The sequence below is a fragment of the Nonomuraea sp. CA-143628 genome (assembly GCF_050942315.1).
In the GTDB taxonomy this organism is placed as follows: domain Bacteria; phylum Actinomycetota; class Actinomycetes; order Streptosporangiales; family Streptosporangiaceae; genus Nonomuraea.
In genome coordinates this window covers 439,287-459,298 of the sequence record NZ_CP192072.1, presented here as the reverse complement: position 1 = coordinate 459,298, position 20,012 = coordinate 439,287, and the positions used below count along the sequence as shown (strand labels likewise).

Sequence of the window (20,012 nt, the reverse complement as noted above, 5' to 3'; positions counted from 1 at the left end):
GCGCGTCCGTGCCATCGCCCGCAGCGAGGCGAGCGACCAGGCAAACCCTGACCGGGACGGGGTGAAAGTTTCACGCCGCGTTGTCGGCCGGGTCGGCGCGTGGTTCAATCCGTCTAGCTGCCGGGCGGGCAGGTCGTGGGCGGGATCTCTGTCGCACGAACAAGGGAATCCCCATGAGATTCATCCGGTCGGTGGCCTTCGCCGCCGCGCTGGTGGCGACATTGCTCGCCTCCGCCCTGGTGGCTCCCCAGGCGCAGGCGCATGGCGTCACGATGTTCCCCGGTGCCCGTACCTACCTGTGCTGGAAGGACGGTCTGCGGGACAACGGGCAGATCATCCCCTACAACCCGGCCTGCGCCGCTGCCGTCGCGCAGAGCGGCGCCACGCCGCTGTACAACTGGTTCGCCGTGCTGCGCTCCGACGCCGGCGGCCGTACCAGCGGCTTCATCCCCGACGGGCAGCTCTGCAGCGGCGGCACCGGCGGCCCGTACGACTTCACCGCCTACAACGCCGTCCGCTCCGACTGGCCGCAGACCCACCTGACCTCGGGCGCGAGCATCCAGATGTGGCACAGCAACTGGGCCCAGCACCCCGGCACGTTCGTCTACTACATCACCAAGAACGGCTGGAACCCGAACGCCCCGCTCAAGTGGTCCGACCTGGAGTCGTTCGGCAGCGTCACCAACCCGCCGGCCACCGGTGGGCCCGGCGCGCTCAACTACTACTACTGGAACGTCCAGCTCCCGTCCGGCAAGAGCGGGCGGCACATGATCTACGTCGACTGGATCCGCTCCGACAGCGCCGAGAACTTCTTCAGCTGCTCCGACGTCGTCTTCGACGGCGGCCACGGCGAGGTCACCGGCGTCGGACCCAACGGCGGCAGCACGCCCGACCCCACTGTCACACCGACTCCCCCAACGCCGGGCGCCTGCTCCGCCACCTGGCACGCGACCGACAACCCCGGCTGGCCCGGACACTTCCAGGCCGACGTGACGGTCAAGAACAACGGCACCACCGCGCTCAACGGCTGGACGGTCAAGTGGACCTTCAGCGGCGGGCAGGGCTTCGACGGGTCGCCATGGAACGGCGTGCTGAGCGCGCAGCCGCCCAACGTCTCGGTCAAGAACGCCACCTACAACGGGCAGCTCGCGCCGAACGCGACCACCTCGTTCGGGTTCAACGCCACAGGCACCGCCCCCAGCCCCGCACCCACGCTGACCTGCACCAGCCCGTAGGTCATGCGCATTCCGGAAGAAGTGAGGACCAGAAGGGCCGCGGCGATCGCCGTCGTGGCCCTGATCCCCGTCGCCGGTGCGGCGCTGTTCGTGGGCCTGCACCAGGCGGGGCGATCGGACCTGCGCGACCAGCTCGCCGCCCAGGTCACGGACATCCTTGAGAGATCCACCCCGGCCGAGCACCACGACCACGGGCACGAGTTCGGCGAGCAGGCCGGCCGGGTCGTGTGCGCGGTCGATCCGTTCGGCTTCGACCCGCCGACCGCGACCACGGCGGCCCAGGTGAAGTGGGTCTATGCCCGCCACATGTGCGCCATCACCGGTCCGGGCGCCGGGTGGGCCGTCTCGGTGCGCGCCTCGGGCCCGATCGCCGTCCGGCTCGGCGATCCACCTCTGGTACGGGTGCCCACGCCGGGCGCCGGTTACCCCGAGCGGGTCCGGCAGGTGATACCCCAGCGGTATCAGGAGGAGGCGTTCGGCGAGTTCGCCGACGAGGACGCGATCGAGGCGGCCCGCCAGAGGTTCGCCCTGGTGACGGCCCGATGACCTGGTGGCGCCCGACCCGCCGCCTGGCATGCGGACGCGGCCGGCAGGAGGGGGAGGTCTCGCGGCCGGCCGCGGCCACGCCATCCGGGCGGGATGGTGTCATGGAACGGTTCCACCAGTGACAGTTGTCGGCACCACCTCCTCATCGACCGGCCGAGCTCACCGACCGGCCAGATCGACCGGCCGGGCTCGTCGACCGGCCGGATCGACCGATCCGGCCGGTTCGCAGGCGTTGACCGGCCGGTGTGGCGAGCCGCACCGGCCGGTCCGTGGTTCAGTTCGCGCAGGTGTAGCCGGACGGCACAGTGGTCTGGCCGTTCGGCCGGCTGGCCTGGAAGCCGAAGGCGGTGCTCGCGTTCGGCCCGAGCGCGCCGTTGTAGCTCAGGTTCCTGGCCGTCACGGTCTGCCCGCTCACCGTCACCGCGGCGTTCCATGAGCCGGTGAGCACGTGCCCGGCGGGCAGCGTGAACGTCACCGTCCAGCTGGTCTTGGCCGCGCCGCTGGTGTTGGTCACAGTCACGGGCTGCACGACGTACCCGCTGCTCCACTGGGTCTGTACGGTCGCGACGGCCGTGCATCCCCCGCCACCACCACTGAGGGTGGTGAAGGTGACCTGGCCCGACTGCCCCGACACGTTGCCCGCCGCGTCCCTGGCCTTCACGTAGACCTGGTAGGCGGTCGCGGGGGTCAGCCCGCTCAGCGTGATCGAGTTGGTCGCCGACTGGCCGAGCAGCGTGCTCGGCGCCCGGTAGACGTCATACCCGGTCACGCGCACGTTGTCGGTGGAGGCGGTCCAGCTCAGCGTGGCCCCCGTCGAGGTGACGCCGGAGGCGACCGGGGTGCCGGGCACGCTGGGCGGGGTCGGGTCGGGGGTGCCGCCGCCGTACACCGACGCCTCGCGCGAGGTGGCCGCGATGCCGTTGGCGCCGTTGAAGAGCCGCTGACCCCATGACGTGAGCTGGTTGACGTCGAAGTTGGTGACCTGGTCGAGGTACTCGACGCCGCCGCCGTTGCCGCTCCACGACCAGCCCAGGTAGCCGAGGCCCCGGCTCACGGACTGGGCCATGATCGTGTCCTCGTCCGGGTCGCCGTCGGAGTGGTTGAAGCCGAACTCGCCGATCACCAGCGGCAGCCCGGCGGTCCTGAACGCGTCCAGGTAGGTGGTGATCTCCGCGGCCGTGTCGTACACGCCGTACATGTGCACCGAGAAGATCGTGTTCTTGGCGGGGTCGGCGTCGAAGACGGTCCGCGCGGTGTCGCGCATGACGTTCTGCCAGTCCTGGCCCCAGTTGGGCGCGTCCACCATGAGCGCGTGCTCGAAGCCGTTGGCGCGCAGCTTCTTGACCGCGTTGGCGGTGGCGGTGGTCCAGTCAGGGGTGACGGCGTTGTTGCCGACCGGCTCGTTGCCGATGTTGACGATGACGTAGTTCTCCTGGCCGACCAGGGCGCTCTTGACGCTGATCCAGTAGTTGGCCGCCTGGTCAAGGGTGTAGGCGCCGCTCTGCTCGCCGTACCCGGTGGTGTCGTGGTTCTCCAGGACGCAGATCAGCCGGTTGGCCTTGCAGCGGGAGACGATGTCGGCCACGTCGGAGACGCTGTTGGCGGTCCAGCGCCCGCCGCTGAGCACGACTCGGACGGTGTTGGCGCCCAGGGACTTGATGTCGGCGAACGCCTTGGTCTGGGTGGGGTACCAGGTGTGCGCGTGGCTGGTGCCGCGCATGACGAACTCCTGGCCGTTCGCTTCGAGGATCTTCGTACCGCTCACATGAATGCCGGTGGCGGCGTGCGCAGGAGCTGAGAGGAAGAGCAGCGGGAGTAACAGCGCGGCGAGCGCCGCGAGCCGGGTTCTCATGGGCGGCCTTTCGATGGTGACCCGCCCCGCCGACGTGGCAGGACGCGGCGGGGCGGGGCGATCATGAAGGACGGATCACGGGAAGAGCCGCCCGTACTCGGCCAGGGCGACGGCGACGTCCACCTGCGCCCAGAACCGGTGATAGTTGAAGACCGGCGCCGGGCCCGTGCCCTTGAGGAAGGCGTCGACCCTCGCGTAGTCGGGGTCATTCTTGTAGAAGGACCTGATCGACAGGAACGTCGAGCTGGAGTTGATCGGGTCGCCGTTCGGCATGGTGCCGCTCCAGCCCGGCGGGACGTACACCGGGTCGCCGACGCGCTTGTAGTCCGTCTTGGTCTCCGGCACCGACACGCCCTTGGCGTCGCGGTACTTCCAGACGCCGTCGAGCAGCGCCTTGGCCGTGGTCCTGGCCGCCGTGTGGTTGGCCTTGGCGGCGTAGTACATCAGGGCCTTGGCGTAGGCGCCGGTGACGCCGACGTCCTGCGTGTAGTCCACGATCGACACATGCAGGCCCGGGTTGGCGGCGGGCATGCCGCTCGTGGAGCTGAAGTCACTCGCGGGCTGACCGGTCCAGCGCAGCGTGGACGGGATCTGGTACGAGCCGTCCGCGTTGATCGTGGTGTTGGCCAGCGCCCAGGTGACCCACTTGTCGAGCAGCGTCTTGGCGTTGGCGTTGCCGGTGGCGTAGTAGTACTCGGCCACCCGCTCCATCGTCCACGCCTGGAAGCCGAACCACTGGTTGGACGGCGGGTCGTGGTAGACGGGCTGCCAGTCATAGGTCATGCCGAAGAACTTGGGCAGACCGGCCGGCGGCGTCCCGTAATGGCCTTCCCAGCTGTTGGTCGCGCCACCGGCGATGGCGCCTTCGGCCGACTGCAGCCAGGTGTAGAACTGCAGCTGCCGGGTCAGGCTGGTGCTCCAGTCGGTGACGCCGGTCGAGCTCTTGGGCTTGAGCTCGGCGACGTTCGACAGGGCCCAGGCGGCCAGCGGGTTCTGGTAGCCGGAGTGGTTGTGGCTGGAGCCGATCCGCCAGGCCCAACCGGCGTTCGCGTCGGTCGCGCCGCCCCAGGCGTAATACCAGGACAGCAGGTAGTTGGAGGCGTCCTTGCCGGTGCCCGCCGCGCAGGAGGGGCTGGTGCAGCCGGGCTTCTTGAAGTACTTGTCGTACATCGCGTACCGCAGGTAGTCGCCCATCTTCGCGGCCTTGGCGACCGACCCCGAGATCTGCGACTCCTTGCCCTGCGCCTTGGCCCAGGTCTGCGCCCAGTACGCCGCCTGCACGGCTCGTGCGTCGGCGTCGGGGGCATTGGTGTACTTCCACTGCTTCGCGTACGAGCTGTCCTTGACGAACAGGTCGAGATAGCCGTTGGGCCCGCCGTGCTTGAACTGGTCGCAGGACGGCTGCGGGATCGTCTCGAAGACCGACTCCTCGGGGCCGCGCTGGTAGGTGTTGATGTAGGCGGGCTTGGTGGTGCCGTCGCCGCAGCGGCCGAAGCCGTAGGTGTTGTCGACGTCCAGCAGCCAGTGCATGCCGTAGATGTCGCCGGTGCCGTACGCGCTCTTCAGCTCGTTGGCGATCGGGTCGGAGCCCACGGTCACGCTGGTGTCCAGCGGCGACGGGTAGTTGTTGATCGAGGTGGACTCGGGGATGTACGTGGCCGGCTTCGACGGGGTGTAGAAGGAGTTGGTCGGCTGGTCGGCCGTGGCCGGGATGATGTACTTCTCCATCGTCGCCCAGGCGGTGTTGAACTTGGCCCAGTCACCGGTGATCTGCCCGTAGACCGCCTCCAGCCACAGGTAGTAGCTGAACGCCTCCGACGTGGTCTCGTGCCCCTGGTCGGGCGCCTCGACCATGAAGGTCTCCAGCGAGTGGTACGGCACGCCCTCGGGCGAGAAGTAGCCGTTGGCGGGGTCGTGCAGCTCGTTGTAGAGCTCGGTGAACCGCCTGACGTACTCGTTGTCGCCACCCGGCAGGTCGTCATCGGCCTCGGTGGCGGTGACCGTGATCGGGCTGTAGCCACTGGCGCTCACCGTGAAGGTGGCCGAGCCGGCGGTCGTGTCGGTGTCGTCGGCGGCGGCCAGGGTGACGTTCTGCGCGGTGTTCCAGTTGGCGGTGGTGAAGGTCAGGCTGCCGCCCGAGCTGACCGTGAGGTCGGTGTCACCGCTGGTCCGCGCGGTGGCGACGGCCACGTTGCCAGTGGGCGCCCGCGACAGCCGGACGCCGAACGTCGCGGTGCCCTTCTCCGGCACGGCCAGGCTCGTCGGGCTCACCACGAGCGCCGGCGTGTTGTCGGCCGTCACGGTGATCCCGACGGGCGAGGAGGTGGTGGTGGCGCCGAGGTTGTCGGTGGCCCTGGCGGTGATCGAGTAGCTGCCGGCGGGCACGTTCGGCCAGCTGTAGGCGTACGGGGCGGCGGTGTCGCTGTTCAGCAGCGTGCTGCCCTGGTAGAAGTCGACCTTGGCGATCGTGCCGTCGGAGTCCGCGGCGGTCGCGGCGATCGGCACCGTGGCGGGCGCCGCGAACGTCTGCCCGGCGGCCGGCGAGGTCAGCGCCACGGTCGGCGGCTTGTTGACGCCGGCTCCCCCGCAGGTGACGCCGTTGACGGTGAAGGCGGTGGGCTTCGGATTGCTGCCGATGTAGGTGCCGTTGAAGCCGATGTTGGTGGAGGCGCCGGTGGCCAGATTGCCGTTCCAGTCAAGGCTCTTGGCGGTGACGGCCTGGTTGTTCTGCGCCCAGGTGGCGCTCCAGCCCTGGCTGAGCTTCTGTGTGGTCGAGGGGAAACTGAAGCCGAGCGTCCAGCCGTTGATCGGGTCGCCGGTGTTCTTGATGGTGACGCTGGCGGTGAAGCCGGGGCTCCAGTCATTGGTGGTGTACGTCACCTCGCAGGCGACGGCCGCGCTGGCGGGCGCGGCCGTCAGCGCGGTGGTCGCCCCGGCTATGAGAACAAGCGCGAAAGCCGGTGCGAGCCGCCTTCTCAGGCGCGCGAGCATTGTGTACGACACGAGGTCTCCATGGGAGTAGGGGGTGGGAGCGCTCCCAAAATGGATTGTCGGTGGCCATATGGAGATGTCAACGGAATGCCGTCCCGGTGACCCGCATATTTCCTCCCACCTGGCTGCGTGGCATGAAAGTTTCATGGACGTTCCGCGACATACGGCGAGCATGCCGGGTCGGCGGTGCGGCCGCTCTTCACCGCACCCTGTACACGCCCGTGAGCACGGCTCAGTATGGGAGCGCTCCCAAACATCAGCTCTAGCTCCTGGAGATGATTGCTCGTGAAACTCCACCGCGGCCTGCGCAGATGGGCCGTGACCGCGACCGCCGCCTGCCTGGCGACCTTAGGGCTCGTCGCCGGCCAGACCACGGCCGCACAGGCCGCGGTCGCCTGTGACGTCTCCTACACACCCAACACGTGGACGACGAGTCCGGGGCAGGGCGGCTTCACCGCGAACATCACCCTCAAGAACCTCGGTGACCCACTCACCGCGTGGACGCTGGCCTTCGACTTCCCCACCGCCGGGCAGAAGTACACCCCGAGCGGCTGGGGCGCCAACTGGAGCCAGACCGGGACCCGCGTCACCGGGCAGAGCCTGTCGTACAACGGCAACCTCGCCACCGGCGCCTCGACCAACATCGGCTTCAACGGCACGTGGAGCGGCAGCAACCCGAACCCGGCCTCCTTCTCCGTCAACAACGTGACCTGTGGCGGCGGTAACCCGACGACGCCCTCAGTCGTCACCTCCGCGAGCTCGGTGTCCGTCAACGAGGGCGGCACGGCGACCTTCACCGCCAAGCTGTCGGCCGCGCCCACCGCCAACGTGACCGTCGCCACCACCCGGACCAGCGGCGACACGGACCTGACCGTGAGCTCCGGCGGCTCGCTCACCTTCACCCCGAGCAACTGGAACACCGCCCAGACCGTGACCCTCGCGGCGGCCCAGGACTCCGACACCACCAACGGCACGGCGGCCTTCAGCGTCGGCGGAACCGGCGTCACCGCCGCCACCGTCAACGCCACCGAGGTCGACGACGACACCACGCAGACGCAGTCGCTGGTCGTCACCCCGACCGCGGTGACCGTACCGGAAGGCGGCAGTGCCACCTACACGGTCAAGCCGGCCATCCAGCCGTCGGCGAACCTGACCGTCACCTCCACGGCCGGCAGCGGCGACGCCGACCTCACCGTGACCTCGGGCGGGTCGCTCACCTTCACCTCCGCCAACTGGAACACCGCTCAGACCGTTACCGTGGGCGCGGCCCAGGACTCCGACACCACCAACGGCACGCGTACCTTCACCGTCGCCTCCAGCGGTCTGACCAGCCGGACGGTCACCGCCACCGAGGCCGATGACGACGGCACCCCGCCCGCCGGGCACGTCGACAACCCGTACGCGGGCGCCACCGGCTACGTCAACCCCAACTGGAAGGCCAAGGCCGCGGCCGAGCCGGGCGGTGCCGCGGTGGCCAACACCTCCACCGCCGTGTGGCTGGACCGCATCGCCGCCATCGCCGGCAGCTCGTCCGTCATGGGCCTGCGGGCGCACCTGGACGCGGCCGTCACCCAGGACGCCGCCAACGGCTCCGCGCCGCTGACCGTGCAGTTCGTCATCTACGACCTGCCCAACCGCGACTGCTCGGCGCTGGCCTCCAACGGCGAACTGCTAGTCGCCGAGAACGGCCTCAACCGCTACAAGACCGAGTACATCGACCCGATCGCCGCCATCATGAGCGACTCGAAGTACGCGAACCTGCGGATCGTCACGATCATCGAGCCCGACTCGCTGCCCAACCTGATCACCAACCTGAGCTTCCCCAAGTGCGCCGAGGCCAACTCCACCGGCGCCTACGTCCAGGGCGTCCAGTACGCGCTGAACAAGCTGCACGCGATGTCGAACGTCTACACCTACATCGACGCCGCCCACCACGCGTGGCTCGGCTGGGACTCGAACTTCAACCCGTCGGTCAACCTCTTCTACTCCACAGCGGCAGGCGCGGCCGCCGGAGTGGACAGCGTGGACGGATTCATCGTCAACACCGCCAACACCTCCGCCACCAAGGAGCTGTATTTCACCATCAACTCCACGGTGAACGGCACCTCGGTCCGGCAGTCCAAGTGGGTCGACTGGAACTGGTACGTGGACGAGACGTCCTTCGCCCAGGCCCTGCGCACCGCGCTGATCGGCAAGGGCTTCAAGTCGGGGCTCGGCATGCTGATCGACACCTCGCGCAACGGCTGGGGCGGCAGCGCCCGCCCGAGCGGCCCGAGCACCTCGACGGACCTCAACACCTTCGTCGACCAGTCACGCATCGACCGGCGCATCCACGCCGGCAACTGGTGCAACCAGAGCGGCGCGGGCCTCGGCGCGCGGCCGACCGCCAACCCCGACTCCGGCCTGGACGCCTACGTGTGGGTCAAGCCGCCCGGTGAGTCGGACGGTGCCAGCAAGGACATCCCGAACGACGAGGGCAAGAAGTTCGACCGGATGTGCGACCCCACCTACACCGGCAACGACCTCAACGGCCACAACCTGACGGGTGCGCTGCCCGACGCGCCGCTGTCCGGCCAGTGGTTCTCCGCCCAGTTCCGCCAGCTGCTCCAGAACGCCTACCCGCCCGTCTCCTGACGAGCACTTGTTCCTCCGTCTCCTGACAGACAGCGGCCCGTAACGCCAACCTGTCCGTCTCTTGACGGCCGCTCGTCCGCCGGTCTCCTGACGAACGCCTGCCCGTCCGTCGCCCGGCGGCCATGACGAAGGCCCAGGCCGATTCTTCGGCCTGGGCCTTCGCTCAACCCCCGCTCAACCGCCCGCTCACCGTGCGGCCGTTGCATTGGTGCGCTCTCACCCGCGTCACTGTCAGGGGGGCGGAACGTCCTCGTCCTGCTCGTTCATGTAGTCGCCGCTGTCGAGCGGCATGCGATCCGGCTCGCGCCGCTCCGCCTCGTACCGCTCACCGCGGTTCTGGCCGGCCGCCTCCGGCCGCTTCTTCCCACGGAGGCTGCGCAGGTAGTCGACGGGGCTCGTCGCCGTCTCCTCCCCTTGGAGCCGCATGGCCTCCTCGACCTCCACGTACTTGTGAATGTGTACGTGAGCCGTCTCATCGCCGAGCCCCATGTCGGCGCCGGCCGTGCGCTGCGACGGCACGCCCGTGGGCCGGATGCCGTAGTGCCGGTAGAGCCTGGCCTCTTCCTCCAGCGAGAGGCGGCCGTCGACGTCGATGTTGGGCGCGTCCTTGATGGTGTCCTTGTCGAAGGGAACGCGGATCTCCTCTCCCGACCGGCGGGCGTTCATCAACGGGACGAATGTCTGCCTCATCCCGAAAAGCCCTGTGCGTACGGTCACCCACTCGGGCTCGCCCGTGCTGTCGTTGAGATAGACCTGCCCCACCTTTCCGATCTCCTCGCCGTCCGCACCGATGACACGGCTGCCGAGCAGGCTGCGGATCTCTGTTTGCATGGCCACGGCGATCCCCCCGAGTCTCGTCCGTCTGCCCGGCGGGCACGCCGACCGGGCTCAAAGTGAACGAATACCCCCAAACCTCGCAAAACCACACCTTCTACGCGAGGTTTGGGTCCACCTTGGGTACTGCTTTGGACGGATAAATAGCTAAACAGCGGGCGAATTACTGTTCGGAGAAAGGGGGGATTCAGCCGCCAGTAACGCGATATCCCGCGACGAACCGACTATCGTGCAGGCATGGCGAGCTATCCCCCAATGCGGCCGCGTCCGCTCGCTGCCATGCGTGGCCGACGGACCACCCCATGTCCTGGCTGACCTACGCCTGCCAGCACCTGCCCGGCGCGACGGTGATCGCCGTCGGCGGCGAGCTGGACGCCACGAACGAGGGCAGGCTCGACGCCTTCATCCGGGAGTGCCGCCAGCGGCCCGGCGACCACCTCGTGTTCGATCTCGCGGAGGTGCACTTCATGGACAGCGCGGGGCTCCGGCTGCTGCTCAGCACCTATACCTTCTCCCGGCAGCACGGGGGCAGCGTCCGCCTGGCGGCGCTGCAGCCCATGCCGGCCCGGATCGTCGAGGTCACCCGGATAGGTGAGCACCTGCCGGTCCACAGCACCCTCCAGGACGCTCTCACCGCCGCGCTGTCCCCGCCGGAGCCTCCCCACCGCCGCCCCCTCACGGGCAACGGCGGCTCCGGGGCGGCCTGATGGGTCAGCTCTTCTCGGGCTTGGTCGCCTCCCCGTCCTTGACCAGGCTCCCGCAGGTGTAGCCCGGCTCCCGCTCGGGATCGAGGCGGATGTCCCCCAGGTTCGTCGACTCCGCCGGTCGCCGGAAGGTGGTCATGTAGTCGCAGTCGTAGAAGACGTACGTGCCGTCGCTCTCGCCGAGCAGCATGAGGTCGCGCCCGTCGTACAGCGGCTTGTCGTCACCGTCCTTCACCACCACCCACTGGTCCTGGAACCCCACCATGTTCAGCAGGTCATTGGCCTGCCCGGTGTTACGTACGTCGCCCGCGCCTATGACGAGCCCGACGAGCAGGACCATGCCCAGCCCGATTCCGGTGAGGGCGCCCACGAGCACCTTCATCCCGGCCCGCCCGACCGGCTTGCGGCGCAGCAGCCGGAACGGCACCACGAACGCCAGGACTCCGAGCACCAGGGCCCCCAGCACGTGCAGCGGCGAGAGCTCCAGCGTGAACAGGTAGGTGGTGCTGAGATAGGTCACCCCGCACCAGGCGGCGGCGATCACCGCCGCGATCCATGGCCGCCGCCTGACGGCCTGGACGAGCCGGTTCACCGCACCGCCCGTCACCTTGTCGAGCAGCCACCCCACCGCCACCAGGACCCCGATAACGGGCAGCAGGATGAGCAGGAGCATGATCAGTGTGCCCATGAGCCGCCCGAGCAGGACGGACTGGTCGATCCCCGCCTGTTCGGGATTGATGTCGAAGACCCAGTACATCTGCTGGATGCCCAGGTACAGCATCGCGTACAGCCCGACGCCCACCGGGACCACCACGGAGCCGATGAGCTCCAGCATCCCCACGACACTGCCGGACGCCTCCTCCTCCGCCGGAGGGCGAGGGGGGATATCAGTTAGCTCCTGAGAGAGCTGTTGCGTAGTCACAGAGGATGACCATGCAGTGACATGGTTGAATTTTGGTTGATATCGGATAAATAGTTACGCCCGAAATCCGTGGTGCTGCTTCTTTCCGCTCCCGGCCGCCACCCTGATCCGCCTGATCGGCGCGCGCTGCAGCGCGACGTGGGCCAGGCGCGGCAGCCACATCGTGAGCCGGACCGTGGTGCCCGTGGGGCCGGTGTGGAAGCTGGCGCCGTCGCACAGAGTGCGGATGAGATAGATGCCCCGGCCGGTGGGCGCGATGTCGGGCGGCCGCCGATGCTCGGCGACGTACTCGTCGGGGATGCCCGAGCCCTCGTCGATGGTCTCCGAGCGGAGCATCCGGTCGCCCGTCCACAGTGTGAAGTGCCCGCGCCCGCCGCCGTGCTCCACGGCGTTGATGACGCTCTCGTGCACGGCGAGGATGTAGTCCTCCAGCCGCGCGCCGCTCAGCCCGCAGTCCGCCGCCCGCTCCGCCACGGACTGGCGTAGCCCGGCCACTTCATCGAGAGTGAAGGACTGGGCCAGCAGGGTGCGCATGACAAGCTCCTCATCTCCGCCGGGCGTCCGACCACGTCGAATGACAACCCTTCGCCCTGCCCGCCGCTCCGCGCATTACACCGTCAACCGGCATTCGCCCAGGAAACAACCCCGGTTGTCCCGTGGCGAGCAGCAGCGGCGATCTTGGTTTCCGGGGTCGGCAAATCCACCCGATGAGCGGGCGGATCGGGCACCTCCCGTCGCTCCGAGAGCCAGCAAAAAGGCACTTTACACTCTCCGTATTGGATGAGTAACTATTGGTGGCGGACGCTTTACAGAAGGAGCCCTGCAGCATGGCGGTCGGCGGATGGCAAGACCCCGTGGGACCTCGCATCGACAAGCGCCTCAATGGATTCCTGGACGACTGGCGCGCGCCTGTGTCCGATCCGGACGTGGCGGCGGCGTACGAGCTGCTGACGAGCTTCATCCTCAGCGGCGGCAAGCGGATCCGCCCGCAGCTGTGCTACTGGGGGTGGCGGGGAGCCGGGGGCGACGACTGCGACGAGATCATCAGTGCGGCGGCGGCGCTCGAGCTCTGCCACGCCGGGCTGCTCATCCACGACGACATCATGGACGGCAGCGACATGCGCCGCGGCCGCTCGACGATCCACCGCAGCCTGGCCGACCTGCACGAGGGGCCGGGCGCCGAGGCGTTCGGCCAGGCGGGCGGGATCCTGCTCGGCGCGCTCAGCCTGGCCTGGTCGGACGCGCTGCTGTCGTCGTGCGGCGTGGAGCCGGCCCGGCTGCACGGCGCCCACCACGTGTTCGACGCCATGCGCACCGAGGTCATCAGCGGCCAATACCTCGACGTCCTCGGCCAGCTCCGGGCGGGCGCCACGGTGTCGGCGGCGCTGACGGTGATCCGCTACAAGACCGCCAAGTACACCGTCGAGCGCCCCCTGCAGATCGGCGGCGCCCTGGCCGGCGCGGATCCCGACCTGCTCGACTCCTACTCGCGCTTCGGCGTGCCGATCGGCGAGGCGTTCCAGCTGCGCGACGACGTGCTCGGCACGTTCGGCTCCTCGGCCGACACCGGCAAGTCGGCGCTCGACGACATGCGCGAGGGCAAGAACACCGTCCTGATCGCGCATGCCCTGAGACGGGCGACGCCCGCGCAGCTGTCCTACCTGCGCAGCTGGCACGGCAACCAGGAGCTGACGGAGGAGCGGGCGGCGGAGCTGCGCGGGATCCTGCTCGACACCGGCGCGCTGGCCGAGGTCGAGGACATGATCGACCAGCGGGTACGCGAGGCCGCCAAGGCGCTGGAGGCGGCGCCCATCACTTCCGAGGCGCGCGACGCGCTGACCGTGCTGGCCGGACAGCTCGCGCACCGGGACCGGTAGGAGCGAACACCATGGGACGAGTACTTCTGGCGGCTCCGCGCGGCTATTGCGCGGGTGTGGAACGTGCCATCGACACCGTCGAGGAGACCCTCAGACGCTACGGACCCCCCGTCTACGTGCGCAAACAGATCGTGCACAACACCTACGTGGTCGACGACCTCAGCGGCCGGGGCGCGATCTTCGTCGACGAGCTCGACGAGGTCCCGGAGGGCGCCCTGGTCGTCTTCTCGGCCCACGGCGTCTCGCCCGCGATCAAGCACGAGGCGGCCGGCCGAGGTCTGCGCACGATCGACGCGACCTGCCCGCTGGTCACCAAGGTGCACAGAGAGGCCGTACGCCTGGCCGAGTCGGGCTACGAGATCGTGCTCATCGGCCACGCGGAGCACGAGGAGGTGGAGGGCACCGTCGGCGAGGCGCCCGACCGCATCCACGTGGTCGATCCGGCCCGGCCCGACGAGCTGACGGGCGTCGGCTCGGCCAGGATGAGCTGGCTGTCGCAGACCACGCTGGCAGTCGAGGAGACCATGGACGCCGTCGCCCGGCTGCGCGAGCGCTTCCCCCAGCTCATCGACCCGCCGAGCGACGACATCTGCTACGCCAGCCAGAACCGCCAGGAGGCGATCACCAGGATCGCCGACCAGTGCGACCTGGTCATCGTCGTCGGCTCCGCCAACTCCTCCAACTCGCGGCGCCTCGTCGAGGTGGCCGTGAACGCCGGCGCGCGGGCGGCCCACCTGGTCGACCGGGCCGGCGACGCCGACGAGCGCTGGCTCGACGGCGTACGGACCGTCGGCGTGACCTCGGGCGCCTCGGTCCCAGAAGAGCTGGTCAGCCAGTTGCTGGCCTGGCTCGCCGCCCGCGGCTACGCCGACGTGGAGCCGGTGACGCTGACCGAGGAGACCCTCACGTTCTCCCTTCCGCCCGAACTCCGCTACCCCCCGCAACTCAGAGCCACTCGAAACCCCGGCTAGCAACCCTCTAAAGATTGGTGGTGCACGATGACCGAAACGACCGAGTCGACCGAGGCCAACGGCCAGCAGCTCAGCCTCAGCACCGATGCCGCCAAGAACCTGGCGACGACCACGAAGACCGCCCCGCAGATGCAGGAGATCACCTCCCGCTGGCTGCTCAAGCTGTTGCCGTGGGTGCAGACCTCCGGTGGCGTCTTCCGGGTCAACCGCCGGCTGACCTACACCCTGGGCGACGGTCGCATCACGTTCACCACCAGTGGCGCGGACGTGCGCGTCATCCCGGCGGAGCTCACCGAGCTGCACCAGCTGCGCGGCTTCAGCGACGGCGAGGTCCTGCAGTCGCTCGCCGACGGGTTCAGCCAGCGCGAGTACGAGTCGGGCGAGGAGATCGTCCGCGAGGGCGCTCCCCTCGACCAGCTGGTCCTGATCGCCCATGGCCGGGTGGCCAAGACCGGGCGCGGCGCGTACGACGACGAGCAGAACCTCGGGGTGCTGGCCGACGGCGACCACTTCGGCGAGGAACTGCTGGGCGAGCCGGGCCAGTGGGCGTTCTCGGCGACGGCCAAGACCGCCTGTACCGTGCTCACGCTCTCGCGGCAGAACCTGCAGGCGGTCCTCGACCGGTCCCCCGAGCTCCGCGCCCACCTGCGCGGCACGCGGGACGCCGAAGGACGGTCCCAGAACGCCTACGGCGAGGCGGCGATCGAGCTGGCCGCCGGCCATCACGGCGAGCCCGCGCTGCCCGGCACCTTCGTCGACTACGAGCTCACCCCGCGCGAGTACGAACTGAGCGTCGCCCAGACCGTCCTACGGGTGCACAGCCGGGTCTCCGACCTGTACAACCAGCCGATGAACCAGCTCGACCAGCAGCTCCGGCTGACCGTCGAGGCGCTACGCGAACGCCAGGAACACGAGCTGATCAACAGCCGCGAGTTCGGGCTGCTGCACAACGCCGATTTCAGTCAGCGCATCCGCACCCGCAGTGGCGCTCCCACGCCCGACGACCTCGACGACCTGCTGTCCACGGTCTGGAAGGAGCCCGCCTTCTTCCTCGCGCATCCGCAGGCCATCGCGGCCATCGGCAGGGAGTGCAGCAAGCGCGGCATCTACCCGCAGGCCAGCGAGGTCAATGGGCACCGCATCCCGGCCTGGCGCGGGGTGCCGATCTTCCCGTGCAACAAGATCCCGATCACCGGCGCCCGGACGACCTCCATCCTGCTCATGCGCACAGGGCACGAGAACCAGGGCGTTGTCGGCCTGCACCAGACCGGCATCCCCGACGAATACCAGCCCAGCTTGTCGGTGCGTTTCATGAACATCAATGAGAAAGCCGTCATCTCCTACCTGGTCACTGCCTACTTCTCCGCTGCCGTACTCGTTCCTGACGCACTCGGCATTCTCGAAGACGTCGCACTCGGCAGCTGAGCGCGGATCGGTTCACCCGGCCCAATGATTGGCGGTGTTTCGGTTGACGGAATTGGACCAGCGGGACTCAAGGCAGAGCCTGGGCACGGAGGCGGCACGCCGGCTCGCCACCACGACCAAGACTGCCCCGCAGATGCGGGAGATCTCTTCACGCTGGCTGCTGCGGGCGCTTCCGTGGGTACAAACCGCAGCCGGCACCTACCGGGTGAACCGCCGGCTCACCTATCAGGTCGGCGGCGGCCGGGTCAGCTTCGCCCGCGCGGGCGCTGTGACGCGGGTGATCCCGCCCAGCCTGACCGAGCTGCCGCTGCTGCACGGGTTCGACGGCGACCCGCTGCTCGACACCCTGGCCGGGGAGTTCGAGCAGCGGGAATACGCGCGGGGCGAGACGATCGTGCAGGAGGGCCGCCCGGCCGACGCCCTTCTGCTCCTCGCGCACGGCAAGGCCGACAAGCTGCAGACCGGCCCGTACGGCACCAGCGTCCTGCGGGAGACGCTGGCCGATGGCGATCACACGGGCCACGACCTCCCCGAGCGGGAGGACCGGTGGGCGTACACGCTCAGGGCCGCCACCACCTGCACGGTGCTGCTCCTGCCCTGGGCGGTGTTCCGCGCGCTGACGGCGGTCTCGCCGACGTTGCGGGCGCAGATCGAGGCGCATCAGGACCGGCGGGCCCGGCCGCAGAACAAGCATGGCGAGGCGGCGATCGAGCTGGCCGCCGGCCACCACGGCGAGCCCGCGCTGCCCGGCACGTTCGTCGACTACGAACTCAGCCCCCGCGAGTACGAACTGAGCCTCGCCCAGACCGTCCTACGGGTGCACAGCAGGGTCTCCGACCTGTACAACCAGCCGATGAACCAGCTCGACCAGCAACTCCGGCTGAGCATCGAGGCACTACGCGAACGCCAGGAGTACGAGCTGGTCACCAACCGGGACTTCGGGCTGCTGCACAACGTCGATGCCCGGCAGCGGATCTCCACGTACGGCGGCCCGCCTACGCCCGACGATCTCGACGAACTGCTCAGCCGCAGGAAGAAGACCCGTTATTACCTGGCCCATCCCCGCGCCATCGCCGCCTTCGGCCGGCAGTGCAACGCGCGCGGGGTCTACCCCGACACCGTCCAGCTCGACGGGAGCAGGCTGACGGCCTGGCGCGGGGTGCCGATCCTGCCCTGCGACAAGATCCCGATCAGCCCTGAGGGCACCACCTCGATCTTCGCGTTCAGGACCGGCGAGGAGGACTCGGGCGTCGTCGGCCTGCACCAGACCGGCATTCCGGATGAGTACCAGCCGGGGCTCAGTGTCCGCCTGGCCGGCATCGACGGGAAGGGGATCATGTCGTACCTGGTCAGTGCCTATTACTCCGCCGCCGTCCTGCTGCCCGACGCGCTGGGCATGCTGGAGAACGTCGAGGTGATGGGCTGATGACGCGTTCCGTGGATGGGGAGGCGGCCCAGCCGTTCGAGCTGCCGGACTTCTACCTTCCGTATCCGGCCCGCCTCAACCCGCACGTCGAGGAGGCGCGCGCGCAGTCCAGGCAGTGGGCGCGCGGCATGGGCATGCTGGAGGGCTCGGGCATCTGGGAGCAGGCCGACCTCGACGCCCACGACTACGCCCTGCTGTGCGGCTACACCCATCCCGACTGCGACGGCGCCGAGCTCTCGCTGATCACCGACTGGTACGTCTGGGTCTTCTTCTTCGACGACCACTTCCTGGAGGCGTTCAAGCGCGGCCATGACCGTGAGGGCGGCAAGCGCTACCTGGACCGGCTGCCCGCCTTCATGCCGATGGACCTGTCGTGCGCGACGCCGGAGCCGACCAACCCGGTCGAGGCTGGGCTGGCCGACCTGTGGGCCCGTACGGTCCCCGCCAGGTCGCTCGCCTGGCGGGAGCGCTTCGCCGAGAGCACCCGCAACCTGCTGAACGAGTCGCTCTGGGAGCTGTCCAACATCAACGCGGGCCGGATACCCAATCCGATCGAGTACATCGAGATGCGGCGCAAGGTCGGCGGGGCGCCATGGTCGGCCGGGCTGGTCGAGCACGCCGTGGGGGCCGAGGTCCCGGCGCGCGTCGCCGGCTCCCGGCCGATGCGGGTGCTGCGCGACACCTTCGCCGACGCGGTGCACCTGCGTAACGACCTGTTCTCCTACCAGCGGGAGACCCAGGACGAGGGCGAGCTGAGCAACGGCGTCCTCGTGCTGGAGAAGTTCCTCGGCTGCACCACGCAGGAGGCCGCCGACGCGGTCAACGACCTGCTCACCTCGCGGCTGCAGCAGTTCGAGCACACCGTGTTCACCGAGCTGGGCCCGCTCTTCGTGGAGCAGGGCCTCGACCCGCTCTCCTGCGCGGGCGTGCTGGCCTACGTCAAAGGGCTCCAGGACTGGCAGTCGGGCGGCCACGAATGGCACATGGCCTCCAGCCGCTACATGAACGAGCGCGCGACCCGCCGACCACTGGGCACGACCTCGATCGCCGACCTGCTCGGCGCGAAGCGGATCCGCAGCTTCACCCACGTCCCGCACACGCCCGTCGGCCCGTCGCGGATCCCCGACTTCTACATGCCGTTCGAGGTCGGCGGCTCGCCCCACCTGGAGGCCGCCCGCCTGAACGTGGTCGCCTGGGCGCGCGCGATGGGGATACTCGAAGCGCAGCCGGGCGTCACCGGCTCGGCCGTCTGGGACGAGGAGAAGCTCGTCGACTACGACCTGGCGCTGTGCGCCTCCGGGCTCCATCCCGACGGGGCGCTGGAGGAGCTGGATCTGGCCGCGGCCTGGCTGGCGTGGGGAACGTACGGCGACGACTACTTCCCCGCCGTCTTCGGCCGATCCCGCAACCTGGCCGCCGCCCGCGCCGCCGTCGACCGGTTCGGCGCCTTCATGCCGCTCGACGGCTCGGCTCCCCCGGCTCCGGTGACCGCTCTGGAGCGGGGCCTGTCCGATCTCTGGACCCGTACGGCGGGGCCGATGAGCATGTCCGCACGACGCAGGTTCCGCGCGGCCATCGAGGACATGTGCCGGTCCTGGCTGTGGGAGCTGGACAACCAGCTGCTGAACCGGGTGCCCGACCCCGTCGACTACATCGAGATGCGGCGGCTGACCTTCGGCTCCGACCTGACCATGAGCCTGTGCCGCCTGGCCCGCGAGAAGAAGATCCCGGAGGAGGTCTATCGGGCCGGGCCGATGGTCTCGCTGGAGCACGCCGCCGCCGACTACGCCACCCTGCTCAACGACGTCTTCTCGTACCAGAAGGAGATCGAGTTCGAGGGTGAGCTGCACAACGGCCTGCTGGTCGTCCAGAACTTCTTCGACTGTGACTACCCGGTGGCGCTCGGCATCGTCGCCGATCTGATGACGTCCCGGATGAAGGGGTTCGAGCACGTCTTCGCGCACGAGTTCCCGGTCATGTACAACGACCTCCGGCTGGACGGGGAGGCACGCGCGGCCGTGAACGGCTACGTGGCGGAGCTGCGTAACTGGATGGCGGGCATCCTCAGGTGGCATCGCGACTGCCGTCGCTATGACGAGGCGTCGCTACGGCGCCACCACCGGCCGCCGGAGTGGCGGCTGGGCGGGCCGACGGGCCTGGGCACCTCGGCGGCGATGATCGTCTGACGCGGCTTGGGCCGTGTGGGCGGCGTCTGCCGTGCGGGCGGCGTGTTTCGTGTGTGCCGTGCGGGTGTCAGTGCCATCCCAGCAGGTTCAGGAGATGTCGCTGGAACGGCGTGAGGTTACGCAGCCGTATCCAGCGCTCAGCGGGGTCGAGCATCGGCATGGCCAGCACGCGCAGACCCGACAGATCGATGAACGTGAGCTCGCCGATGTCGACGATGATGTGCGTCTCGCCCTCGCGGGCGGCGGCGAGGGTCCGGGCGAGGGCGCAGCTGTTGGTGATGTCGATCTCGCCACGCAGCGCCAGCGCCGGAACCTCGCACCTGGCCCGCTGGGAGATGCGCAGCTGGTCGTCCTCGTACAGCAGGCGCTCCGACGTTTCGGCCGCCTCGCCGTTCACAGTCATCGCACC

Annotated in this window: 15 protein-coding genes; 9 read left to right on the top strand and 6 right to left on the bottom strand. The window is 69.1% G+C overall.

Annotated features, from left to right (window positions below; all coding sequences use genetic code 11):
* Positions 1-173: 173 nt before the first annotated feature.
* A complete protein-coding gene (locus tag ACQP2T_RS02200) occupies positions 174-1,235 on the top strand; it encodes a lytic polysaccharide monooxygenase auxiliary activity family 9 protein (protein ID WP_433514516.1) in 1,062 nt (353 codons plus the stop codon).
* A 21-nt stretch (positions 1,236-1,256) separates the two neighbouring features.
* The gene (locus ACQP2T_RS02195) at positions 1,257-1,781 is read left to right on the top strand and encodes a hypothetical protein (protein WP_433514515.1); all 525 of its coding nucleotides are present in this window, start codon (positions 1,257-1,259) and stop codon (positions 1,779-1,781) included.
* Between the two features lie 274 nt (positions 1,782-2,055).
* Here ACQP2T_RS02195 and ACQP2T_RS02190 read toward each other — a convergent pair whose 3' ends face one another.
* Together ACQP2T_RS02190 and ACQP2T_RS02185 are read right to left on the bottom strand one after the other, a co-directional pair.
* Positions 2,056-3,633 (bottom strand): cellulase family glycosylhydrolase, encoded by a 1,578-nt coding sequence (locus ACQP2T_RS02190; protein WP_433514514.1) that lies wholly within the window; start codon positions 3,631-3,633, stop codon positions 2,056-2,058.
* A gap of 75 nt (positions 3,634-3,708) precedes the next feature.
* Entirely contained in the window at positions 3,709-6,636 is a 2,928-nt protein-coding gene (locus tag ACQP2T_RS02185; RefSeq protein ID WP_433514513.1) for a glycoside hydrolase family 48 protein, read from the bottom strand.
* A 273-nt stretch (positions 6,637-6,909) separates the two neighbouring features.
* On the opposite strand from ACQP2T_RS02185, the gene ACQP2T_RS02180 reads away from it, so the two are divergent.
* A complete protein-coding gene (locus tag ACQP2T_RS02180; RefSeq protein WP_433514512.1) occupies positions 6,910-9,258 on the top strand; it encodes a glycoside hydrolase family 6 protein in 2,349 nt (782 codons plus the stop codon).
* A 231-nt stretch (positions 9,259-9,489) separates the two neighbouring features.
* Here the strand turns inward: ACQP2T_RS02180 and ACQP2T_RS02175 are convergent, their stop codons facing one another.
* Positions 9,490-10,089, bottom strand: a complete 600-nt coding sequence (locus tag ACQP2T_RS02175; protein ID WP_433519697.1) for a PRC-barrel domain-containing protein — start codon at positions 10,087-10,089, stop codon at positions 9,490-9,492.
* 305 nt (positions 10,090-10,394) lie between these two features.
* Between ACQP2T_RS02175 and ACQP2T_RS02170 the strand changes: the two genes are divergently transcribed.
* Positions 10,395-10,799, top strand: coding sequence for an STAS domain-containing protein (locus tag ACQP2T_RS02170; RefSeq protein ID WP_357938906.1), 405 nt, complete (start codon positions 10,395-10,397; stop codon positions 10,797-10,799).
* A 4-nt stretch (positions 10,800-10,803) separates the two neighbouring features.
* On the opposite strand, the gene ACQP2T_RS02165 is transcribed toward ACQP2T_RS02170, so the two are convergent.
* Complete coding sequence (locus tag ACQP2T_RS02165) at positions 10,804-11,631, bottom strand: hypothetical protein (RefSeq protein WP_433514511.1); 828 nt, start codon at positions 11,629-11,631, stop codon at positions 10,804-10,806.
* Between the two features lie 141 nt (positions 11,632-11,772).
* Positions 11,773-12,252 (bottom strand): ATP-binding protein, encoded by a 480-nt coding sequence (locus tag ACQP2T_RS02160; RefSeq protein WP_433514510.1) that lies wholly within the window; start codon positions 12,250-12,252, stop codon positions 11,773-11,775.
* A 293-nt stretch (positions 12,253-12,545) separates the two neighbouring features.
* Between ACQP2T_RS02160 and ACQP2T_RS02155 the strand changes: the two genes are divergently transcribed.
* From ACQP2T_RS02155 to ACQP2T_RS02135, 5 genes are read left to right on the top strand one after another with little or no spacing between them, the layout of a single operon-like run.
* Complete coding sequence (locus ACQP2T_RS02155) at positions 12,546-13,595, top strand: polyprenyl synthetase family protein (RefSeq protein WP_358533430.1); 1,050 nt, start codon at positions 12,546-12,548, stop codon at positions 13,593-13,595.
* An 11-nt stretch (positions 13,596-13,606) separates the two neighbouring features.
* Complete coding sequence (locus ACQP2T_RS02150) at positions 13,607-14,566, top strand: 4-hydroxy-3-methylbut-2-enyl diphosphate reductase (protein ID WP_433514509.1); 960 nt, start codon at positions 13,607-13,609, stop codon at positions 14,564-14,566.
* Positions 14,567-14,593: 27 nt separating this feature from the next.
* Positions 14,594-15,991, top strand: a complete 1,398-nt coding sequence (locus ACQP2T_RS02145) for a family 2B encapsulin nanocompartment shell protein (RefSeq protein ID WP_433514508.1) — start codon at positions 14,594-14,596, stop codon at positions 15,989-15,991.
* A gap of 43 nt (positions 15,992-16,034) precedes the next feature.
* The gene (locus tag ACQP2T_RS02140; RefSeq protein WP_433514507.1) at positions 16,035-17,417 is read left to right on the top strand and encodes a family 2B encapsulin nanocompartment shell protein; all 1,383 of its coding nucleotides are present in this window, start codon (positions 16,035-16,037) and stop codon (positions 17,415-17,417) included.
* A complete protein-coding gene (locus ACQP2T_RS02135; protein ID WP_433514506.1) occupies positions 17,417-19,603 on the top strand; it encodes a terpene synthase family protein in 2,187 nt (728 codons plus the stop codon). The genes ACQP2T_RS02140 and ACQP2T_RS02135 overlap by 1 nt, the downstream gene beginning before the upstream one ends.
* 67 nt (positions 19,604-19,670) lie before the next feature.
* Here the strand turns inward: ACQP2T_RS02135 and ACQP2T_RS02130 are convergent, their stop codons facing one another.
* Positions 19,671-20,006, bottom strand: coding sequence for an STAS domain-containing protein (locus ACQP2T_RS02130; protein WP_433514505.1), 336 nt, complete (start codon positions 20,004-20,006; stop codon positions 19,671-19,673).
* Positions 20,007-20,012 lie beyond the last annotated feature (6 nt).